General features: G+C 63.3%; 18 protein-coding genes. 14 read left to right on the top strand and 4 right to left on the bottom strand.

Features of this window, described 5'->3' with window-relative positions; translation table 11 throughout:
- Window positions 1–18 precede the first annotated feature (18 nt).
- Entirely contained in the window at window positions 19–1,485 is a 1,467-nt protein-coding gene (locus JOE32_RS10910; RefSeq protein WP_209983921.1) for a cytosine permease, read from the top strand.
- Window positions 1,478–2,395 (top strand): PfkB family carbohydrate kinase, encoded by a 918-nt coding sequence (locus JOE32_RS10905; RefSeq protein WP_209983919.1) that lies wholly within the window; start codon window positions 1,478–1,480, stop codon window positions 2,393–2,395. Before JOE32_RS10910 ends, JOE32_RS10905 begins: the two co-directional genes overlap by 8 nt.
- Before the next feature lie 136 nt (window positions 2,396–2,531).
- On the opposite strand, the gene JOE32_RS10900 is transcribed toward JOE32_RS10905, so the two are convergent.
- Window positions 2,532–2,798, bottom strand: coding sequence for a hypothetical protein (locus JOE32_RS10900; RefSeq protein ID WP_057010104.1), 267 nt, complete (start codon window positions 2,796–2,798; stop codon window positions 2,532–2,534).
- Window positions 2,799–2,849: 51 nt separating this feature from the next.
- Window positions 2,850–3,188 carry a hypothetical protein gene (locus tag JOE32_RS10895; protein WP_209983918.1) on the bottom strand — a complete coding sequence of 113 codons (339 nt, stop codon included), beginning with the start codon at window positions 3,186–3,188 and terminating at the stop codon, window positions 2,850–2,852.
- A gap of 319 nt (window positions 3,189–3,507) precedes the next feature.
- Here JOE32_RS10895 and JOE32_RS10890 point away from each other — a divergent pair, with 319 nt between their 5' ends.
- The 8 genes from JOE32_RS10890 (at window position 3,508) to JOE32_RS10855 (ending at window position 14,280) form a co-directional block, all read left to right on the top strand.
- On the top strand, window positions 3,508–7,545 hold the full coding sequence (locus JOE32_RS10890; RefSeq protein ID WP_209983916.1) for a Pls/PosA family non-ribosomal peptide synthetase: 4,038 nt from the start codon (window positions 3,508–3,510) through the stop codon (window positions 7,543–7,545).
- Window positions 7,500–8,099 carry a 4'-phosphopantetheinyl transferase superfamily protein gene (locus tag JOE32_RS10885; protein ID WP_307496415.1) on the top strand — a complete coding sequence of 200 codons (600 nt, stop codon included), beginning with the start codon at window positions 7,500–7,502 and terminating at the stop codon, window positions 8,097–8,099. Before JOE32_RS10890 ends, JOE32_RS10885 begins: the two co-directional genes overlap by 46 nt.
- Window positions 8,100–8,164: 65 nt before the next feature.
- The gene (locus JOE32_RS10880; protein WP_003193496.1) at window positions 8,165–8,644 is read left to right on the top strand and encodes a GNAT family N-acetyltransferase; all 480 of its coding nucleotides are present in this window, start codon (window positions 8,165–8,167) and stop codon (window positions 8,642–8,644) included.
- A 236-nt stretch (window positions 8,645–8,880) separates the two neighbouring features.
- Window positions 8,881–9,702 (top strand): SDR family oxidoreductase, encoded by an 822-nt coding sequence (locus JOE32_RS10875; RefSeq protein ID WP_209983914.1) that lies wholly within the window; start codon window positions 8,881–8,883, stop codon window positions 9,700–9,702.
- 32 nt (window positions 9,703–9,734) lie between these two features.
- Window positions 9,735–10,730, top strand: a complete 996-nt coding sequence (locus tag JOE32_RS10870; RefSeq protein WP_245229013.1) for a substrate-binding domain-containing protein — start codon at window positions 9,735–9,737, stop codon at window positions 10,728–10,730.
- A complete protein-coding gene (gene araG / locus JOE32_RS10865; RefSeq protein ID WP_209983910.1) occupies window positions 10,727–12,229 on the top strand; it encodes an L-arabinose ABC transporter ATP-binding protein AraG in 1,503 nt (500 codons plus the stop codon). The genes JOE32_RS10870 and araG overlap by 4 nt, the downstream gene beginning before the upstream one ends.
- A gap of 9 nt (window positions 12,230–12,238) precedes the next feature.
- A complete protein-coding gene (gene araH / locus JOE32_RS10860; RefSeq protein WP_069665466.1) occupies window positions 12,239–13,207 on the top strand; it encodes an L-arabinose ABC transporter permease AraH in 969 nt (322 codons plus the stop codon).
- Between the two features lie 269 nt (window positions 13,208–13,476).
- Entirely contained in the window at window positions 13,477–14,280 is an 804-nt protein-coding gene (locus tag JOE32_RS10855; protein ID WP_209983908.1) for an IclR family transcriptional regulator, read from the top strand.
- On the opposite strand, the gene JOE32_RS10850 is transcribed toward JOE32_RS10855, so the two are convergent.
- A complete protein-coding gene (locus tag JOE32_RS10850; protein ID WP_209983906.1) occupies window positions 14,281–15,333 on the bottom strand; it encodes an NAD(P)-dependent alcohol dehydrogenase in 1,053 nt (350 codons plus the stop codon).
- Between the two features lie 181 nt (window positions 15,334–15,514).
- Between JOE32_RS10850 and JOE32_RS10845 the strand changes: the two genes are divergently transcribed.
- The gene (locus JOE32_RS10845; protein ID WP_209983904.1) at window positions 15,515–16,408 is read left to right on the top strand and encodes an AraC family transcriptional regulator; all 894 of its coding nucleotides are present in this window, start codon (window positions 15,515–15,517) and stop codon (window positions 16,406–16,408) included.
- 86 nt (window positions 16,409–16,494) lie between these two features.
- Here JOE32_RS10845 and JOE32_RS10840 read toward each other — a convergent pair whose 3' ends face one another.
- Entirely contained in the window at window positions 16,495–18,159 is a 1,665-nt protein-coding gene (locus tag JOE32_RS10840) for an electron transfer flavoprotein-ubiquinone oxidoreductase (RefSeq protein ID WP_209983902.1), read from the bottom strand.
- Window positions 18,160–18,679: 520 nt separating this feature from the next.
- Here JOE32_RS10840 and JOE32_RS10835 point away from each other — a divergent pair.
- From JOE32_RS10835 to JOE32_RS10825, 3 genes are all read left to right on the top strand, one after another.
- On the top strand, window positions 18,680–19,429 hold the full coding sequence (locus JOE32_RS10835) for an electron transfer flavoprotein subunit beta/FixA family protein (protein WP_122718035.1): 750 nt from the start codon (window positions 18,680–18,682) through the stop codon (window positions 19,427–19,429).
- A 2-nt stretch (window positions 19,430–19,431) separates the two neighbouring features.
- On the top strand, window positions 19,432–20,361 hold the full coding sequence (locus JOE32_RS10830; protein ID WP_209983900.1) for an FAD-binding protein: 930 nt from the start codon (window positions 19,432–19,434) through the stop codon (window positions 20,359–20,361).
- A 71-nt stretch (window positions 20,362–20,432) separates the two neighbouring features.
- Entirely contained in the window at window positions 20,433–21,248 is an 816-nt protein-coding gene (locus JOE32_RS10825; RefSeq protein WP_209983898.1) for a transporter substrate-binding domain-containing protein, read from the top strand.
- Window positions 21,249–21,251: the final 3 nt, after the last annotated feature.

The raw sequence follows: 21,251 nt of genomic DNA, 5'->3' as shown, positions 1-21,251 counted from the left end.
GGCACCAGGAGCACCCCCATGAGCACCCCTTCTTCCGGCCAAAGCGCCGGGCAATTGGAAACACGCGGCATCGAACCGGTCCCGGAAGGCGAGTGCAACGGCCATCCGCTGCAGCTGTTCTGGGTGTGGTTCGCTGCCAACATCAGCATCCTCGGCTTGCCGCTCGGCGCCACGCTGGTAGCGTTTCGTGGCCTGGCCATCTGGCAGGCGATCATCGTCGCGATTCTCGGCGCCGCTGGTTCCTTTGCGGTGGTAGGGATCATTTCCATCGCCGGCCGTCGTGGCCGTGCGCCCAGCCTGACCCTGTCGCGCGCGATTTTCGGTGTGCGTGGCAATATCGGCCCGACGCTGGTGTCGCTGATGTCGCGCCTGGGCTGGGAAACCGTCAACACCACCACAGCCGCCTTTGTGCTGCTGTCGCTGTGTTCGATCCTGTTCGGCTCGCCGGTCGAGGCCAAGAGTGCACCTGTGCTCACGCTGATCTTCATCGGCATCTTCGTGCTGCTGACCCTGGCGGTCTCCGGTCTGGGCCATGCCACCCTGCTGGTGATCCAGAAGTGGGCCACCTACGTGTTCGGCGCCTTGAACATCCTGGTGGGCGGCTTCCTCTGCGCCACCATCGACTGGAGCGCGGTATTCAACGCCACCCCGGCACCCCTGAGCGCGATGATCATCGGCGTCGGCACCATGGCAGCCGGCACCGGCATCGGCTGGGCCAACGCCGGTGCCGACATGTCGCGCTACCAGCACCGCAGCGTCAAGGCGGTGCGTCTGGTGGCGTCCGCCGCGTTCGGTGCAGGCATCCCGCTGGTGCTGCTGATCACCCTCGGTGGCCTGCTGTCGGTGGGCAACAACGACCTGGCCTCGGCCACTGACCCGATCATCGCGATCCGCGACATGCTGCCCACCTGGATGGCCGTGCCGTACCTGATCACTGCGTTCGGCGGGCTGCTGCTGTCGAACAACCTGTCGGTGTACTCGGCCGGTCTCACCACCTTGACCCTCGGCCTGAAGGTCAAGCGCGTGCACGCAGTGATCGTCGATATCGTGGCGATCTTCGCCGGCTCCATCTACTTCATGCTGATCGCCGACAGCTTCTACGGCCCCTTCATCACCTTCATCTCGCTGCTGGCAGTGCCGATCACCGCGTGGGTCGGGATCTTCGTGGTCGACCTGATCCATCGTCATTACTACAGCCCCAAGGACCTGCTGGACGTGAGCCCGAGCAGCGCCTACTGGTATCGCGGCGGCGTGGAGTGGCGCGCCTTCGGCGCCTGGGCCGTGGCCATTGTGCTGGGCTTCAGTTTCACCACCATCGGCACCACCGCCGAAAACATCTGGTTCGCCGGGCCGTTGTCCGACTCCTGGCTGGGCCACAACGGCCTCGGCTGGATCGTGACCTTCCTGGTGGCCGGCGGGATCTATGCGGTATTGGGCGGGGCGACTGACCGGCGTCCGGCGTTGGTCGAGCATGCCCATGTCTAGATTGCTGCACACCGGCCAGGTCATCGTCGACCTGGTCATGGCCCTCGACACCCTGCCTGCCAGCGGCGGTGACGTGCTGGCGCAAACGGCCAGTTTCGCAACCGGCGGCGGCTTCAACGTCATGGCGGCCGCGCGCCGTAATGGTTTGCCGGTGGTGTACCTCGGCCGCCACGGCAACGGCCGCTTTGGCGACCTGGCCCGCGCGGCGATGCAGGCCGAGGGCATCGAGATGGCCCTGCCGGCCAGCAGCGCCAAGGACACCGGTTTGTGCGTGGCGCTGACCGAAGCCAGCACCGAGCGCACGTTCATTTCGCACATGGGCGCCGAAGGGGAATTGAGTGCCGAGGACCTGGCCGGCGTGGTGCCCGCTGTCGACGACTACGTGTATGTGAGCGGCTACAGCCTGTTGCTCGACGGCAAGGCGCAGCCGTTGATCGACTGGCTGCTGGCATTGCCCCGGCAGATCGTGGTGGTGTTCGACCCGGGGCCACTGGTCAAGGCGCCGGAGTCGGCGCTAATGCGCACACTGTTGCCGCGCATCGACATCTGGACCAGCAACGGGCCGGAAGTCCTGGCATTCACTGGCGCGGCGGATATCGCCACGGCGTTGCCATCGCTCAAGCGGCACCTGAGCGCAGACACGCTATTGGTGGTGCGAGATGGCCCGAACGGTTGCTGGGTTGGGCGAGGCTCGGCGATTGAACATGTGCCGGGCTTCAAGGTGCAGGCAGTAGACAGCAATGGCGCGGGGGATGCGCATGCGGGTGTGTTCATCGCAGGTTTGGCCAAAGGCTTGCCGCCCGCAGAGGCCGCACGCCATGCCAACGCCGCCGCGGCGCTGGCCGTCACACGCTGGGGCCCGGCCACATCACCTGGCACCGTCGAACTCAACGCTTTCCTCGGCGGCTAAACACAAACCCAATGTGCGAGGGGGCTTGCCCCCGATAGCGGTGTATCAGAGCTGGATCAGCCAACTGACACACCGCCATCGGGAGCAAGCCCCCTCCCACATTTACATCATTTACATCAGCCGGACCCGCAATGGATCACTGAGTGCTTTCACCATCAAGCTTGCGCGCTTCATCCACGCCCGAGGCGGTCAGCTTGATGGGCAAGTTCAGCGAATATTCGCCGGCGTCGTCGGTGGTCACATGTCCATCCTTGATGAACCCACGGTCCTGGAGAAACGCCAGCACACTGGCAACCTCCTTTTCGCCGCGGTAGTTATCCAGCACCTCCTTGCCCAGACCTTGCGGGTGAGCGTGCAACAGGCGGGTGAGGACTTCTTTCTCAAGGTTTCTATCGACGTTCATGCGTACCTCTTCACTGGGAAATGATCGGCTGTTCGTCTTGCTCTCGATGCATCAAGGCGCGGGTTGTTTTGGCGCGCCTGGCACGTTCGAGTCGTTACCGGTATTGATTTTCGGCTCGTTGACCGACGGACCCATCTTGCCATTGCCCACGGCGGCCGGTGCCTTGCGGTCGGTGTCGTGGCCCTTGGTGTGCGGGTCGGCGGCGTTGCTGTTGTCGATAACCGCGCCCCCGTTGGTGTCCAGGCCCGTGCCCATGGATTTCTGCGACTCGGTGGTGGCGTTCGGCGTCGGGTCGGTCGGGCCGGTGGTGGCCGTGGCAGCCATGGCGCTCAGCGAGGCAGCGGACAGCAGGCCGGTGAGGGCGAGGGCAGCAAACTTGGAATTCTTCATGAGGGTGTCTCCATATGATTAATGTCCTTACCCCTTATTGGTCAGCCCCCCTTTGCGGTTCGTGCCTTGATGCCGACGAACGGTCTTAGGGCACCTGTAAGATTTTGTGTACCGCACGTGCAGTCGTTCAACCGCCGTACAGCTGGCCTTTGCGATAGTCCTCTGGCGTTGTTCAGGTCTTCGGGTATCTGTCGCATTCCAGACAGAACCCAGGGGGGCCATTCGCCCAGGTGTGTATCGAGGGTGATACGAAGTGGACACGCAACATTACGTATCGGCGCCTTAACCGGATGGCCCCCACACAGCGAACACTGCCGCCATGACTACCGTGAGCTTGCTGAAAAACCCCGTAAACACGCGCCCTGACGAGGTGTTGTACGGTCCCCTCCAGCCTGAACTGTTGCGTGACGAGGTGCTCGCCGACCTGCTCGAGGCCACCGCTAAACGTGATCCCCAGCAGGTAGCGCTGATCGACGGCGAGCGCCAGCTCAGCTACGGCGAGTTGGATCGCCAGGCCGCCTGTGTGGCTTCGCGGCTGATCGAGGCGGGGGTGCGGCCGGGGCAGATCGTCGGCCTGTGGATGCCGCGCGGCATGCAGCTATTGGTGATGCAGGCCGGCATCGCCAAGGCCGGCGCTGCCTGGCTGCCGATGGACGAGGACACGCCGCTCGAACGCCTGCAAGTGTGCATGGAGGATGCCCAGGCGGTCGGCGTTGTTTGCGCACACGGCAGCGCACCGGCGCTGGCTGAGGTGGGACTTGTCGCCTGGTGCGCAGACGATCTGCTCGCGCCGCTGCAAGGTGCGTTGCAACGCCGCAGCGGTGCCCGGCCCGAAGACCCGGCCTACGTCATCTATACCTCGGGCTCCACCGGCAAACCCAAGGGCATCCTGATTTCCCAGGGCAGCATCTGCCACTTCCTGCGCAGCGAGAACGCGATTCTCGGCATCCAGGCCAGCGACCGCGTCTACCAGGGTTTTTCCGTGGCCTTCGACATGTCGTTCGAGGAAATCTGGATTGCCTACCTGGTGGGCGCCACCCTGTGGCTTGGCCCCAAGGACATCACCGGCGACCCCGAAGCTCTGCCGCGCATGCTCACCCGCCAGCGCATCAGCGTGCTGCACGCGGTGCCCACCTTGCTGGCGCTGTTCAGTGAAGACGTGCCAAGCCTGCGCCTGATCAACCTCGGCGGCGAAATGTGCCCCGAATCGCTGGTGGAGCGTTGGAGTCGACCCGGTCGGCAAATTTTCAACACCTATGGCCCCACCGAAGCCACCGTTTCCGCCAGCCTGGCGCGGTTGCAGCCTGGCACTGCGGTGACCATCGGCACGCCGCTGCCCAACTACGGATTGCTGGTGATCGAAACCGACCTGGCCCCGGGCGCTACGCCGACCCTGCTGGCGCGCGGGCAGACCGGCGAGCTGTGCATCATCGGCCCTGGCCTGGCGGCGGGCTACCTGGGGCGCCCGGACCTGACCCGCGAAAAGTTCATCGACAACCCTTGGGCCAGCGGCTACCACGACGAGCGCCTGTACCGCACCGGCGACCTCGCGCGCATCGACGCCGATGGGCAAGTGGTGTGCCTGGGGCGCGCCGATGATCAGGTGAAGATCCGGGGATTTCGCGTCGAACTGGGCGAAATCGAAGCCTTGCTCGCCCAGCAGCCAGGCGTGGGTACGGTCGCGGTGCTGTTGCGCAACGACGCCGGCATGGATCAGTTGATTGCCTACCTGGTGGCGGAGGGCGGCGTGCCGGTCGAAGGCCTGCCGGCGCAGTTGCGCAAAGCCTTGCAGGCGCGCCTGCCGGCGTACATGGTACCCAGCCGCTTCGAACTGCTCGACAGCATGCCGCGCCTCACTTCCGGCAAGATCGACCGCAAAACCCTCAAGGCACGTCCGCTCGGCGTCGACACCAGCGGCGCGAGCCTGGAGTCGGACAGCCCGGAAACCCCCGGCGAAAGCGTACTGTTCGCCGCCCTGCACACACTCTTCCCCGGCCAGCCGATTCGTCGCGAGGCCGACTTTTTCAGCGACCTGGGCGGCCACTCGTTTTTCGCCGCGCGACTGGCCTCTGCGTTGCGCGCCGACCCACGCTTCGCCCACATCACCGTGCGCGATATCTATCAGCAGCGCCGCGTCGGCGCGATTGCGCAGGTGTTGCAAGCCATGCCGCAACCGGCTGCGCAACAAGCCGCCTGGACCCCGCCGTCGACGCTGGCGCGCTGGCGCTGCGGGTTGGCCCAGGCCGCGCTGCTGCCGGCGATGGTGTGCCTGCGCATGAGCCAGTGGCTGGCGCCGTTTTTCACCTATCACTACCTCACCGGCGGTCCCGGCGACTCGGTGGCCTTGGCCACGGCGGCGTCCATCGGCGTATTCCTGCTGGCGACGCTGGTGCAGTTCGTGCTGGCCATCGCCGGCAAATGGCTGATCGCCGGGCGGCTGAAACCGGGCGTCTACCCGTTGTGGGGGCTGACCTATTTTCGCTGGTGGGCCGCGTCGCGCATGATCGAGTCGGCGCCGGTCTACCTGCTCAGCGGCTCTTCGCTGTACAGCCTGTGGCTGCGGGCGCTCGGCGCCAGGGTTGGGCGCGAGGTCAATATCGGCTCCCTCGGCGTGCGCGTTCCCGACCTGTTGCACATCGGCGATGAGGTCAGCATCGGCAACGGTGTGAGCCTGGAAAACGCCCGCGTCGAGCGCGGCCAACTGCATCTTGGGCAGGTCACGCTCGACAACAATGCCTGCCTGGGCTCCTACACAATTCTGGAAGGCAACACGGCGCTCGGCCGCAGCGCCCACCTGCAAGGGCAATCGGCGCTGGCCGACGGTGCGAGTGTGCCGGCCGAGCGCATCTGGAGCGGGTCACCTGCCGTCGATATCGGCGCGTTCGACCCGGCCAGCCTGCCGCCCAGGCCGGTGGTGGGGCGTGGGCGATTGCTGCTGGAAAACCTGTTCTACGGGGTCGGCATCCTGCTGATCGCCACGCTGTTTTTCATCCCGGTGTTCCCGACGTTTTTCCTTATCGATTGGTTCGATGAGCAGCAGATCCTGCCCTGGCTGCAGGCGCAAAACGTGGGCGTACAACTGCTGCGTTACTTTGCCCTGGCCCTGCCGGCTGCTGCCGTGCTGATCGTGGCCATGGTGCTGATTTCGGCAGCGCTGCGCTGGGCCGTGCTGCCGCGCCTAAAGCCGGGCAACTACCCGGTGCACAGCCGGGTGTATTGCAGCAAGTGGCTGGTGAGCCATATTCAGGAAGCCAGCCTCAACGTGTTGTCCGGCCTGTATGCGACGGTTTACGCGCCACTGTGGTATCGCCTGCTGGGCGCGAAGGTGGGCCGCGATGCGGAAATATCCACCGCCCAGGGCGTGATCCCCGACATGCTGACCCTGGGCGATGAAACCTTTATCGCCGACGCCGTGATGCTCGGCGATGAACAGGTCGACGGCGGCTGGATGCGCATTCAGCCGACCGTGGTGTCGCACCGCAGCTTCGTCGGCAACGGCAGCTACATTCCCGACGGCACGACGTTGCCCGAGAATGTGCTGATCGGCGTGCATTCCCGCGCGCCGCACAACGCCGAGATTGCCAGCGGCGACACCTGGCTCGGCTCGCCGCCGATCAACCTGCCGGCGCGCGAACAGGTCAGTGGCTACCCGGACCACCTGACGTTCCGCCCCTCGCCGTGGCGTCGTCTGGCCCGTGGCAGCATCGAGGGCCTGCGCATCGTGTTGCCCCACGCCACAGTGATCGCCGTGGGCTACACGGTCATGATCGACCTGATGCCAGTGGCGCAGGACGAACGCTGGGGCGCGGTGTTCGGTTACCTGGCGCTGATCGGCCTGGCCTACAGCCTGGGCAACTACCTGTTGGTGGCGGCGTTGAAATGGCTGGTGCTGGGGCGCTATCGCAAGCGCTGCGAAGCGATGTGGACGCCTTTTGTGTGGCTGTCCGAAGGCATCACCAGCCTTTACGAAGGCATGGCCGCGCCCAATTTCATGAGCTACCTGCGCGGCACGCCGTGGCTGCCGCTGGCGTTTCGCGGCCTCGGCTGCAGGATCGGCCGTGGCGTGTACATGGACACCACCGACATCACCGAATTTGATTGCGTGAGCATCGGCGACCACAGCGAATTGAACGCCGGCGCCTGCCCGCAGACGCACCTGTTCGAAGACCGCGTGATGAAAATCGACCGTGTGCTGATCGGTGCACGGGTGTACATGGGGCCGCGCAGTGCGGTGCTCTACAGCGCCGAGGTCGGCGACGGCGCGCGGCTGGGGCCGCTGACCCTGGTGATGAAGGGCGAGAGCATCCCGGCGTGCAGCAGCTGGGTGGGCTGCCCGGCGGCACCGGCACGCGCCTGATGCCGGTGCCCGTGTGCATGTGGCCGGATGCGGTGCCGCGTTGGCAGGCCGGCATTCTGCTGCTTGGCTTGCGGCACATGCTCGGCACCACGCGCGATGCGGCGCGCACGCGCGTGCGTGAGGTGCTCCTGCAACTGCTGGAAGTGCCGGGCTGCAGCATCGAAGCGTCCGCCGGGGCCGGGCAGGCACCGCAGATTCTGGTGCCAGGGCATGCGCGTGCCGGGCTGTCCATCAGTCACGACGGCGATTTTTCAGTAGCGGCGGTGCATCTGCATGGCCCGGTGGGCGTGGATGTAATGGCCGTGCAGGAGACTGCGGACTGGCGCGGTGTTGCCAGCGATTACCTGGGCCCGCAGGTGCTGGCGCGATTGTGCGCGGCGAACCAGGCGCAGCGGGCGCGTCTGTTTGCCCGCGCCTGGTGCGAGCGCGAGGCGCGGCTCAAATGTGCGGGGCTGGGCTTGAGCGAATGGTCGGCAGAGTCGCAGCCGCCGGCCCGCACCCTGGAGCTGGCGTTGCCGGCGGGGCTGGTCGGCGCATTGGCGCTGCCGATATGAATTGCGCTGCATTCAGTCATGAAACGGCCTTAGTATGTGTGTTTTGAAACTGCCAAGGCTCACCCATGACCATCGAGATTCGCCCCGCCGTGCCCAGCGATGCTGCGCAGATCCTGACTTTCATCACCGAGCTTGCCGAATATGAGAAGGCCCGGCATGAAGTGATCGCCAGCGTGGTGGATATCGAACGCAGCCTGTTCAGCGAGGGTGCCACCGCCCATGGCCTGATCTGCCTGCGCGACGGTTTGCCGATTGGGTTCGCGGTGTTCTTTTTCAGTTATTCCACGTGGCTGGGCAGCAACTGCCTCTACCTGGAAGACCTCTACATCAACCCGGAACAGCGCGGCGGCGGCGCGGGCAAGAAGTTGCTGCGCCACCTGGCCAAAATCGCCTGCGACAATGGCTGCGGGCGTTTCGAGTGGAGCGTGCTGGACTGGAACGAGCCGGCGATTGCCTTCTACAAGTCCATCGGTGCCCAGCCTCAGGAAGAGTGGGTGCGCTACCGCATGGAAGGCGACGCGTTGCGCGACTTTGCCCTTGGCTGACGTACATCTCTGAAAACACTGAAGATCAACGGTGGGAGGGGGCTTGCTCGCGATTGCTGAGTGTCAGTCAGTACATCTGAAGCTGACACACCGCTATCGGGAGCAAGCCCCCTCCCACAGTGTTTGTGTATTTTCTCACTATGTGGGATGTAAATTTATATATTGAGATATTTCAGGCTCCGGGTTTATAGTCGCCTGCATCAGCACTCACTGCCAAAAATAAAACAGGTGAAGCGATGCAGGCACAACCGTTGTCACTCCCCGCCGTGCCCGAGCCGGTTTACGGCGAGCGGCTGAAGAACAAGGTGGTGATCATCACCGGTGCCGCCCAGGGCATTGGCGAGGCCATCGTGGCCTGTTTCCAGGCCCAGCAGGCGCGCCTGGTGATCGCCGATATCCAGGCCGACAAGGTCGAGAAGGTCGCAGCCCATTGGCGCGAACGCGGCGCCGAAATTTACGCGCAAGCGGTCGACATCACCTGCAAAGCGCAATGGCAGGCGCTGGTCGACATGGCCATCGAGCGCTTCGGTCGCGTCGATGTGCTGGTCAACTGCGCCGGGGTCAACGTATTCCGCGACCCGCTGGAGATGACCGACGACGACTGGCGCCGCTGCTTTGCCATCGACCTGGACGGCGCCTGGTACGGCTGCCGCAGTGTGTTGCCGCACATGATCGAGCAGGGCATCGGCAACATCATCAACATCGCGTCCACCCATTCCAGCCACATCATTCCCGGCTGCTTCCCGTACCCCGTTGCCAAGCACGGCCTGCTCGGCCTGACCCGCGCCCTGGGCATCGAGTACGCGCCCAAGGGCATCCGCGTGAATGCGATTGCACCGGGCTATATCGAAACCCAGCTCAACGTCGATTACTGGAACGCCTTTCCCGATCCCCACGCCGAACGCCAGCGCGCGTTCGACCTGCACCCGCCCAAGCGCATCGGCCAGCCCATCGAGGTGGCGATGACCGCGCTATTCCTGGCGACCGACGAGGCGCCCTTTATCAATGCCACCTGCCTGATGATCGATGGCGGGCGGTCTGTGATGTACCACGACTGAAACGTTGCTCAATAACAAGAATGAGGTGGTTCATGCTGGTTAAAAACAGGCTTAAGAAAACCCTGGGCGCCGTGGCGTTTGCATTGGCCTTCAGTGGGACTGTTTGCGCTGAAGAAGTAAAAATCGGCTTCCTGGTCAAACAGGCCGAAGAGCCCTGGTTCCAGACCGAATGGGCCTTCGCCGAAAAAGCCGGCAAGGAACACGGTTTCACCGTGATCAAGATCGCCGTGCCCGATGGCGAGAAAACCCTCTCGGCCATCGACAGCCTGGCCGCCAACGGCGCCAAGGGCTTTGTGATCTGCCCGCCGGATGTGTCCCTCGGCCCGGCCATCGTCGCCAAGGCCAAGGCCAACGGCCTCAAGGTGATTGCCGTGGACGACCGTTTCGTCGACGCCAAGGGCGCGTTCATGGAAGACGTGCCGTACCTGGGCATGGCCGCGTTCGAAGTGGGCCAGAAGCAGGGCGCCGCGATGGCCGCCGAAGCGAAAAAACGTGGCTGGGACTGGAAGGACACCTACGCGGTGATCAACACCTTCAACGAGCTCGACACCGGTAAAAAACGCACCGACGGTTCGATCAAATCCCTCGAAGAAGCCGGCATTCCCAAGGACCATATCCTCACTGCCGCGCTGAAAACCCTCGACGTTCCGGGCAGCATGGACGCCACCAACTCGGCGCTGGTCAAGCTGCCCAGCGGCGCGAAAAACCTGATCATCGGCGGCATGAACGACAACACCGTGCTCGGCGGCGTGCGCGCCACGGAAAGCGCCGGGTTTGCGGCGGCCAACGTGATCGGCATCGGCATCAACGGCACCGACGCCATCGGCGAATTGAAGAAGGCCAACAGCGGTTTCTTCGGCTCGATGCTGCCCAGCCCGCACATCGAGGGCTACAACACAGCGCTGATGATGTACGAGTGGGTCACCAAGGGCACCGAACCGCCGAAATACACGGCGATGGACGAAGTGACGCTGATCACCCGGGAAAACTTCAAGGAAGAACTGACCAAAATCGGGCTGTGGAAATGAGTGCGGCCGCCCTGCGTTTTGAGGGTATCGGCAAAACCTTTCCCGGGGTCAAGGCGCTGGACGGCATCTGCTTTACCGCCCAGCCGGGCCAGGTGCATGCGCTGATGGGCGAGAACGGCGCGGGCAAGTCGACGCTGCTGAAGATTCTTGGCGGCGCCTACATTCCCAGCAGTGGTTCGGTGCAGATCGGCGCGCAGACCATGGCCTTCAAATGCGCCGCTGACAGCATTGCCAGCGGCGTGGCGGTGATTCACCAGGAACTGCACCTGGTGCCGGAAATGAGCGTGGCGGAGAACCTGTTCCTCGGGCACCTGCCGTCGCGCTTTGGCGTGGTCAACGGCGGCCTGCTGCGCAAGCAGGCGCTGGCGTGCCTCAAGGGCCTGGCCGATGAAATCGACCCGGATGAAAAGCTCGGCCGCCTGTCCCTGGGCCAGCGCCAACTGGTGGAAATCGCCAAGGCGCTGTCCCGTGGCGCCCATGTGATCGCCTTCGATGAACCCACCAGCAGCCTCTCGGCGCGGGAAATCGACCGGCTGATGGCGATCATCGCGCGCCTGCGCGATGAGGGCAAAGTGGTGCTCTACGTGTCGCATCGCATGGAAGAGGTGTTCCGCATCTGCGACGCGGTCACGGTGTTCAAGGACGGGCGCTACGTGCGCACGTTCGAGGACATGAGCGCGCTGACCCACGACCAGTTGGTGACCTGCATGGTCGGGCGCGATATCCAGGACATCTACGACTACCGTCCGCGCGAGCACGGTGAGGTGGCGCTCAAGGTCGATGGGCTGCTTGGGCCAGGCTTGCGTGAGCCGGTCAGCTTTGCGGTGCGCAAGGGCGAGATCCTCGGGCTGTTCGGGCTGGTGGGGGCAGGGCGCACCGAGCTGTTTCGGCTGCTCTCCGGGCTGCAGCGCAGCACCGCAGGGCAGCTGGAGCTGTGCGGCGAAACCCTGCACCTGCGCTCACCGCGCGATGCCATCGACGCCGGCGTGCTGCTGTGCCCGGAAGACCGCAAGAAGGAAGGCATCATTCCGCTGTCCAGCGTGGCGGAAAACATCAACATCAGCGCCCGTGGCGCCCATGCCGCGTTTGGCTGGCTGCTGCGCGAGAAGTGGGAGAAGGGCAACGCCGGCCAGCAGATCCAGGCGATGAAGGTGAAGACGCCCAACGCCGAGCAGAAAATCATGTACCTGTCCGGCGGCAATCAGCAGAAGGCCATTCTCGGCCGCTGGCTGTCGATGCCGATGAAGGTGCTGCTGCTCGATGAGCCGACCCGGGGCATCGACATCGGCGCCAAGTCGGAGATCTACCAGATCATCCATAACCTGGCCGCCAGCGGCATTGCGGTGATCGTGGTGTCCAGTGACCTGATGGAAGTGATGGGGATTTCCGACCGCATCCTGGTGCTGTGCGAAGGCGCCCTGCGCGGCGAACAACGGCGTGAACACGCCACTGAATCCAACTTGCTGCAGCTGGCCTTGCCGCGCGGCCCGGCCCACTGAGAGACGACTATGACGACCCAAGACAACGCGCTGCCCAAAGCGCGCAAACCCCTGGACCTGCGCGCGCTGCTGGATAACTGGGCGATGCTGCTGGCGGCGGTGAGCATCTTCGTGCTGTGCGCCTTGCTCATCGACAACTTCCTCTCGCCGCTGAACATGCGCGGCCTCGGCCTGGCGATTTCCACGGTGGGCATCGCCGCCTGCACCATGCTGTTCTGCCTCGCGTCGGGGCACTTCGATTTATCGGTGGGCTCGGTGATCGCCTGCGCCGGCGTGGTCGCGGCCATTGTGATGCGCGACACCGACAGCGTGATGCTGGGCATCGGCGCTGCCCTGGGGATGGGCCTGCTGGTGGGGCTGATCAACGGCATCGTGATCGCCAAGCTGCGGGTCAATGCGTTGATCACGACGCTGGCGACCATGCAGATCGTGCGCGGCCTGGCCTATATCTTTGCCGACGGCAAGGCGGTGGGCGTGTCCCAGGATCAGTTCTTCATCTTCGGCAACGGCCAGTTGCTGGGCGTGCCGGTGCCGATCCTGATCACCATCGTGTGCTTCGTGTTCTTCGGCTGGCTGCTCAACTACACCACCTACGGGCGCAACACCATGGCCATCGGCGGCAATCCGGAAGCGGCGCTGCTGGCGGGGGTCAATGTTGATCGCACCAAGATCATCATCTTCGCCGTGCACGGCCTGATCGGCGCCCTGGCCGGCGTGATCCTCGCCTCGCGCATGACCTCGGGCCAGCCGATGATCGGCCAGGGTTTCGAGCTGACGGTAATTTCCGCCTGCGTGCTGGGCGGGGTGTCGCTGAGCGGCGGCATCGGCATGATCCGCCACGTGATTGCCGGGGTGCTGATTCTGGCGATCATCGAAAACGCGATGAACCTGAAGAACATCGACACGTTTTATCAATACGTGATCCGCGGCTCGATCCTGCTGCTGGCGGTGGTCATCGACCGCATGAAGCAACGCTGATCTCAGAATCGTATGAGGCAAATGTGGGAGGGGAAGGGTTTGAAGCCAGTGTTGGTCCTGGATTCAACGACCATGAAGCAACGCTGACCTCAAGCCTTACGAGGAACCAATGTGGGAGGGGGCTTGCTCCCGATAGCGGTGAATCAGTCAACACATCAGTCGCTGACCCACCGCCATCGGGAGCAAGCCCCCTCCCACATTGGATCTGCGCTGTTTTGACGTTGGGTATTTGCCATAATGCTGCCGCGTTCACACTTATAGGGCCCGATATGCAGGAAACATCCTCCACCCCCGGCAAAGACGTCGCCCCCACCGGCACCCAGACCCTGCTGCGTGGCCTGGGCGTGGTGCAGGCCGTGGCGGCCGGTGCGCGGGATCTGAAAGAGATCGCCCGGCGCATCGGCACCACCCGCAGCACCACGCACCGCCTGGCCAGTTGCCTGGTGGAAGAACGTTATCTGCGTGTGGTGCCGCAAGTCGGCTACCTGCTGGGGCCAAAACTGATCGAGTTGGGCTTTCAGGCGCGTGAGGAATTGCCGTTGGTGAGCCTGGCGGTACCGTACCTGGATGAGCTGTCGGCGCTGACCGGCGACACCATTCACCTGGCCATCCGTGAATACGACGATGTGCTCTACCTGCACAAGAACCCCGGCCGCAACGGCCCGGAAATGCGCTCGCGGGTTGGCCATCGCATGCCGCTGGCGCGTACCGGGGTGGGCAAGGCGATGTTGCTCGATGACAGCGTGGCGGAATGGCAGCGCTTGTACGAAGCCAGCCTGCCCGAGGGTGGGAAAAGCCTGCAATGGCCGCAACACCCGGAACAATCCTGGGCGCAGTTCGAGCAGCGCATGCATGAATACGTGGTGGGCGGTTATGCGTTCGATCTGGAAGACAACGAACCGTCGATCCGTTGCGTGGCGGCACCGGTGCGCGATGCCAGCCGGCGAATCGTCGCCGGCATCAGCATCGCCAGTACCGTGCCCTACATGCCGCTGGAGAAAATGGCCGAGCTGATCCCTGTGATCAAACAGGTGGCGGCCCGGCTGTCCGCGGAGTTGGGCGCCAAGGCCTGATCAGGCCTTGAGGGTTGCCATGTCGATGACGAAGCGGTACTTCACATCACCGGCGATCATGCGGGTGTAGGCTTCGTTGATCTGGCGGATGTCGAGCATTTCGATATCGCAGGTGATGCCGTGCTCGGCGCAGAAATCCAGGACTTCCTGGGTTTCGGCAATGCCGCCGATCAACGAGCCGGCCAGCACTTTGCGGCCCAGCACCAGCTTGGCGGCATTCACCGGCGGGTCCACTGGCTCGATCAAGCCGACCAGGATATGCACGCCGTCAAAGCGCAGGGTGTCCAGGTAGGGGTTGATGTCGTGCTGCACCGGGATGGTGTCGAGCAGGAAGTCGAAGTGCCCGGCGGCGGCTTTCATCTGCTCGGCGTCGGTGGACACGATCACATGGTCCGCGCCCTGGCGACGGCCTTCTTCGGCCTTGCTCGCGGAGCGGGTGAACAGTGTGACTTCGGCGCCCATGGCCTTGGCAAACTTGATGCCCATGTGGCCCAGGCCGCCCATACCGAGGATGCCGACCTTATCGCCGGCCTTGACGCCGTAGTGCTTGAGCGGCGAGTAGGTGGTGATGCCTGCGCAGAGGATCGGCGCGGCGCTGGCCAGGTCGAGTTTGGCCGGAATCTTCACCACGAAGTGTTCGCTGACCACGATGCTGTCGGAGTAGCCGCCCATGGTGTTGCTGCCGTCCACGCGATCAGGGGTGGCGTAGGTCATGGTCGGGCCTTCGAGGCAATATTGCTCCAGGTCCGATGTGCACGCGGCGCAGGTGCGGCACGAGTCGACCATGCAGCCGACGCCCACCAGGTCGCCGACTTTGTGCGCGGTCACGCTGGCACCGACGGCGGTAACCTTGCCGACGATCTCGTGGCCCGGCATCAGCGGGTACACGGCGATGCCCCATTCGTTGCGCGCCTGGTGGATATCGGAGTGGCAGACGCCGCAGTAGAGGATCTCGATGGCCACGTCATCGGCGCGCGGGCTGCGGCGTTCAAACGACATGGGGGCGAGGGGAGTGGTGGCCGACTGGGCGGCGTAACCGATAGCGGTATACATAGGGAAGCCTCGCAAAAACAATAACAAGTGAGGCGTGCCATTCTCCCCGCCGAGCCTGCGCGCGGCTATGGTGATTGCTCCGGGTCTTATGCCTATTCGTCCGGGAGTGCCCCTGGTTTGGATGCATTGGCCGCCAGACCTGCGATGATGTTCTCATCCCTTTTTTGCGAAGTTTTTTGCCATGTTGTTGACCCGCCATCTCGACGCCAACGCCACGCTGGTTTCCCTGATTGAGGGGCTGACGCCCCGCGATGGTTTTTCCCCGACTCACCTGCCAGGCGTGAAAGTGTTGCGCGCCAGTTGCGACGTGGCACGCGGGCCGCAGATCTATGAGCCCAGCCTGATGTTCGTCGCCCAGGGCAGCAAGGTCGCGTACCTGGGCCCGCGCACCCTCGAATACGGCGCCGGGCATTACCTGATCCAGGCGATGCCGGTGCCGTTCGAATGCGAGACCTTTGCCATGGCCCCCGACGCACCGCTGTATGGCGTGACCGTGGGGATCGACCGGGTGGTGCTGGGCGAACTGGTGATGGCCATGGGCATGCAGGCCGGGCCGCCGCCGATGCCGCAGACCCTTGAGTCGATGAGTTCAGTGGTGCTCGATGATGCCATGCGTGGTTGCGTGGAGCGGCTGTTGCAATGCCTGCACGATCCGCTGGAAAGCCGCATCCTGGGCCCGGCGCGAGTGCGCGAATTGTTGTTCACCGCGTTGCGTGGCCCGCAGGCGGACGTGTTGCGCGCGCTGGTCGAGCAGCAAGGGCAATTCTCGCGCATCGCCACCTCGCTGAGTCACCTGCATGCCCATTACGCCGAGCCGCTGAATATCGAGACCCTGGCCGGGTATGCGCACATGAGTGCATCGACCTTTCATGAACACTTCAAGCGTTGCACCCTGTTGTCGCCGGTGCAGTACCTCAAGCGTCTGCGGTTATTGAAGGCGCAGCAGTTGCTGCTGGTGGACGGCCTGAGTGTGGCGCAGGCGGCGCACAGCGTGGGGTATCAGAGCACGTCGCAGTTCAGTCGCGAGTACAAGCGCTATTTTCTGCGCAACCCTGGCGAGGAGCGGGCTGCCTAGATTCTGTTGATGCAACTCGGTCGACTGGCCTTTTTCCGAGCGCAAAAAAGGCCCCCGTCTGGGAGCCTTGTTCTCAAGCAGCTGGTTTACATATTCGGGTAAGTCGGCCCACCCGCGCCTTCCGGCGATACCCAGGTGATGTTCTGCGAAGGGTCCTTGATGTCACAGGTCTTGCAGTGCACACAGTTCTGGGCGTTGATCTGGAAGCGCTTTTCGCCGTCTTCCTTGGTGATCACCTCATACACACCGGCCGGGCAGTAGCGCTGCGCTGGTTCGTCGTAGAGCGGCAGGTTGGTGCCGATCGGGATGCTAGGGTCCTTGAGCTTCAAGTGGCACGGCTGCTCTTCTTCATGGTTGGTACCGGAGATGAACACCGAGCTCAGCTTGTCGAAGCTCAACTTGCCGTCGGGTTTGGGATAGTCGATCTTCTTGCAGTCCTTGGCCAGCTTCAGGCAGGCGTAGTCCGGCGTGTTGTCGTGCAGGGTGAAGGGGAGCTTGCCGGCAAAGATGTTCTGGTCCAGCCAGTTGAAGCCGCCGCCGAGGATGGCGCCGAACTTGTGCACGGCCGCGCCGAAGTTACGGCTGGCGAACAGTTCTTCGTACAACCAGCTCGACTTGAAGCTGTCGACGTAAGCGGTCAGTTCATCACCGCCCTCGGACTCGGCAAACAGGCGGTCGGCCACGGCGTCGGCGGCGAGCATGCCGGACTTCATCGCGGTATGGCTGCCTTTGATCTTGGCGAAGTTCAGGGTGCCGAGGTCGCAACCGATCAGCGCACCGCCCTTGAACACCATTTTCGGCAGCGAATTCAGGCCGCCTTTGCAGATGGCGCGGGCGCCGTAGCTGATGCGCTTGCCGCCTTCCAGGTGCTGGGCCAGCACCGGGTGGTGCTTGAGGCGCTGGAACTCGTCGAACGGCGACAGGAAGGTGTTGCTGTATGACAGGTCGACGATCAGGCCGACCACCACCTGGTTGTTTTCCAGGTGATACAGGAACGAGCCGCCGGTGTTCTCGGTGCCCATGATATCCAGCGGCCAGCCGGCGGTGTGCACCACGAGGCCGGGTTGGTGTTTGGCCGGATCGATTTCCCAGATTTCCTTGAGACCGATGCCGTAGTGCTGGGCGTCGGCGTCGCTGTCCAGGTTGAAGCGCTGGATCAGTTGCTTGCCGATATGCCCGCGGCAACCTTCGGCGAACAGCGTGTACTTGCCGCGCAATTCCATGCCGGGGGTGTACACGCCTTCCTTGGGTTTGCCTTCGCGGTCGACGCCGAGGTCGCCGGTGATGATCCCGCGCACCACGCCGTTTTCGTCGAACAACGCTTCCTGAGCGGCGAAGCCTGGGTAGACCTCCACACCCAGGTTCTCGGCCTGCTGGGCCAGCCAGCGGCAGAGATTGCCCAGGGAGATAATGTAGTTGCCTTCGTTGTGCATGGTCTTGGGCACAAAGAAGTCGGGCACCTTGGTGGAGGCGTCGGGGCTGCGCAGTACATAGATGTCATCGCGTACTACTGGCGTGTTGAGCGGGGCGCCGAGGGCCTTCCAGTCCGGGAACAGTTCGTTCAGGGCGCGAGGTTCAAACACGGCACCGGAGAGGATGTGAGCGCCGACTTCGGAGCCTTTCTCGACCACGCAGACGCTGATTTCCTTGCCGGCGTCAGCGGCCTTCTGCTTCAGGCGGCAGGCGGCGGACAGGCCCGCAGGGCCGGCGCCGACGATGACCACGTCGAATTCCATGTATTCGCGTTCCACAGGCTATCTCCTACTCAAGGCTCAACAGGCTTTTTTCTAATGGGTGGAGGTTCGGTGCGGCCGTGCGGCGATGGCAGGACTCACCTTTCTCTCTATGTGGCGCATTCTAGGTCGCGCAGTATATCTACACCACTGTGAGCGTCCAATACAAACGTTTGTTTGAATTGCCCGCAGGCTAGGTAAATCAAAGCAACGCGGCTTATAACTGGCTATTTTGCCGTATTGACCAGAATAGGTGTTCCGGTCAAGATACGGTCGGTTTCGCGCTTACCGTAGGCAGACTGCAGGTTTCAGGAGTACGTCCAAAAGCAGGCCAGGGCATGGGCGCTTTTTTAAAGAGCGCTCAGTTTACACGCCGCGATCAAGAATGACCTCTCAGTCACCCCTGACGAACGGTCATCGCTGTCCGTGATCAAGGTCACGTGCCAAGGTTTTTGGAGGCGCCCTTGTGTGCCGATGAGCATCAACCGCCAGGTTCGCCTAGGCGACTTTCTTTTCACCGGAGAGTAACGAGGAATCCATGAAGGTTCTTGTAGCTGTCAAACGCGTTGTCGATTACAACGTGAAAGTTCGCGTCAAGGCGGACAATTCCGGCGTCGACCTTGCTAACGTCAAGATGTCGATGAACCCTTTTTGTGAAATCGCCGTGGAAGAAGCCGTACGCCTGAAAGAGAAAGGCGTGGCGACCGAAATCGTCGTGGTTTCCATCGGCCCGACCACCGCCCAGGAACAACTGCGCACCGCCCTGGCACTGGGCGCCGACCGCGCCATCCTGGTCGAGTCCGCTGAAGAACTGACCTCCCTGGCCGTGGCCAAGCTGCTCAAGGCCGTTGTCGACAAGGAACAGCCACAGTTGGTCATCCTCGGCAAACAAGCCATCGACAGCGACAACAACCAGACCGGGCAGATGCTGGCTGCGCTGACCGGTTACGGCCAGGGCACCTTCGCTTCCAAGGTTGAAGTGAGCGGCGACAGCGTGGCCGTGACCCGCGAGATCGACGGCGGCGCGCAGACCGTTTCCCTGAAACTGCCGGCCATCGTCACCACCGACCTGCGTTTGAACGAGCCGCGCTACGCGTCCCTGCCCAACATCATGAAAGCCAAGAAGAAGCCGCTGGAGTCGCTGACGCCAGAAGCTCTGGGCGTTTCCACCGCCTCCACCAACAAGACCATCAAGGTTGAAGCACCGGCTGCACGCAGCGCGGGCATCAAGGTCAAGTCGGTGGCTGAACTGGTCGAGAAACTGAAAAACGAAGCGAAGGTAATCTAAACATGACTATCTTGGTAATCGCTGAACACGACAACAAGGTGCTGGCCCCGGCCACCCTGAACACCGTGGCCGCCGCCGTTAAAATCGGTGGCGATATTCACCTGCTGGTCGCCGGTGAGGGCGCAGGCCCGGTGGCTGAGGCCGCTGCAAAAATCGCTGGCGTAAGCAAAGTGCTGAACGCCGACAACGCCGCCTACGCGCATCAGTTGCCGGAAAACGTTGCGCCGCTGGTTGCAGAGCTGGGCAAGGGCTACAGCCACATCCTGGCCGCCGCCACTTCCAACGGCAAAAACATCCTGCCACGCGTTGCCGCGCAGTTGGACGTCGACCAGATCTCCGAGATCATCTCGGTCGAAAGCGCCGATACCTTCAAGCGCCCGATCTACGCCGGTAACGCCATTGCCACCGTGCAATCGACCGCCGCGATCAAGGTCATCACCGTGCGCGCCACCGGTTTCGATCCGGTCGCCGCTGAAGGTGGCTCGGCCACTGTTGAAGCCGTCTCCGCCGCCCACGACGCAGGTACTTCCAGCTTTGTTGGCGAAGAGCTGGCCAAGTCGGACCGTCCTGAGCTGACCGCTGCCAAGATCGTTGTTTCCGGCGGGCGCGGCATGCAGAACGGCGACAACTTCAAGCACCTGTACGCCCTGGCCGACAAGCTGGGCGCGGCGGTCGGCGCTTCCCGCGCTGCCGTCGACGCAGGTTTTGTCCCCAACGACATGCAGGTCGGCCAGACCGGCAAGATCGTTGCGCCACAGCTGTACATCGCCGTCGGTATCTCCGGCGCGATCCAGCATCTGGCCGGCATGAAGGACTCCAAAGTGATCGTTGCGATCAACAAGGACGAAGAAGCACCGATCTTCCAGGTGGCTGATTACGGCCTGGTGGCGGACTTGTTCGAAGCCGTACCCGAGTTGGAGAAGCTGGTCTAATCCAGCCGCTTCACTTATAAAGAGCCCGGTCTTGTGACCGGGCTTTTTTTTGACTATCGGAGACCTTCGCCATGGAATTGCGCCCCTGGATCGTACTGCTGGGCCTCACGCTGCTGCCAACCCTGGCGCACGCCGCCGGCAAATGTAATCGCCTGGTCATCACCGGCAGCCCGGACGCGCCACCCCTGCTCTGGCGCGACCCGCAAGACCCCGCGCACCTGATCGGCGCCACCGCCGATGTGTTGCAGCAGGTGGCCAAGGACCTCGGTCTGAAAATTGACCTGCTTTACGGCGGCAAACGCGCGGCCGCCCTGGATGAAGTGCGCAGCGGACGCATGGACATTCTCGCCGACGCAACGTTGAACCTCGGCGAGTTGCAAACCCTGGACTACATTCACCCGCCGCTGATGCAGCTCGACTACCTCGTCTGGACCCGTAAGGATTCCGCCCTGGTGTATACCACTGCGGCCGACCTGCACGGCCACTCGGGCGCAGTATCGGAACGGGCGCGCTTGAGCGCGGATTTCGACACTTTCGCCAGTCAGCAGCTCAACCTGCAACGCCTGCCCACGCTGACGCCGGCGTTTCAGAAACTGTTGTTGGGGGAGGTGGACTATGTGCTCGCCAGTCGCTATTCCGGCATGGCCATGGCCCAGAGCCTGGGCATGAGCAACGACCTGGTGGCCCGCGAAGTGCCCATCGATCAGCCCGGCCTGTACCTGGCGATTTCCCACAACTCCGCCTGCAATGATCCGTGGCTGCGCGGACAGCTGGCGAAAAAGATGACAGAATTGCCCGCGTCCGGTGTGGCGCAAGCTGCGTTGCAGCGCAATCTGGAACGCTGGAAAGCGCAATTGCAGCAACCCGTCGGCACCTCAACACAGTAGGGA

It is taken from the genome of Pseudomonas sp. PvP025, assembly GCF_017832155.1.
GTDB lineage: Bacteria > Pseudomonadota > Gammaproteobacteria > Pseudomonadales > Pseudomonadaceae > Aquipseudomonas.
Note: the sequence above shows the minus strand (reverse complement) of the source record. Positions and strands in the feature narration are given on the sequence as shown.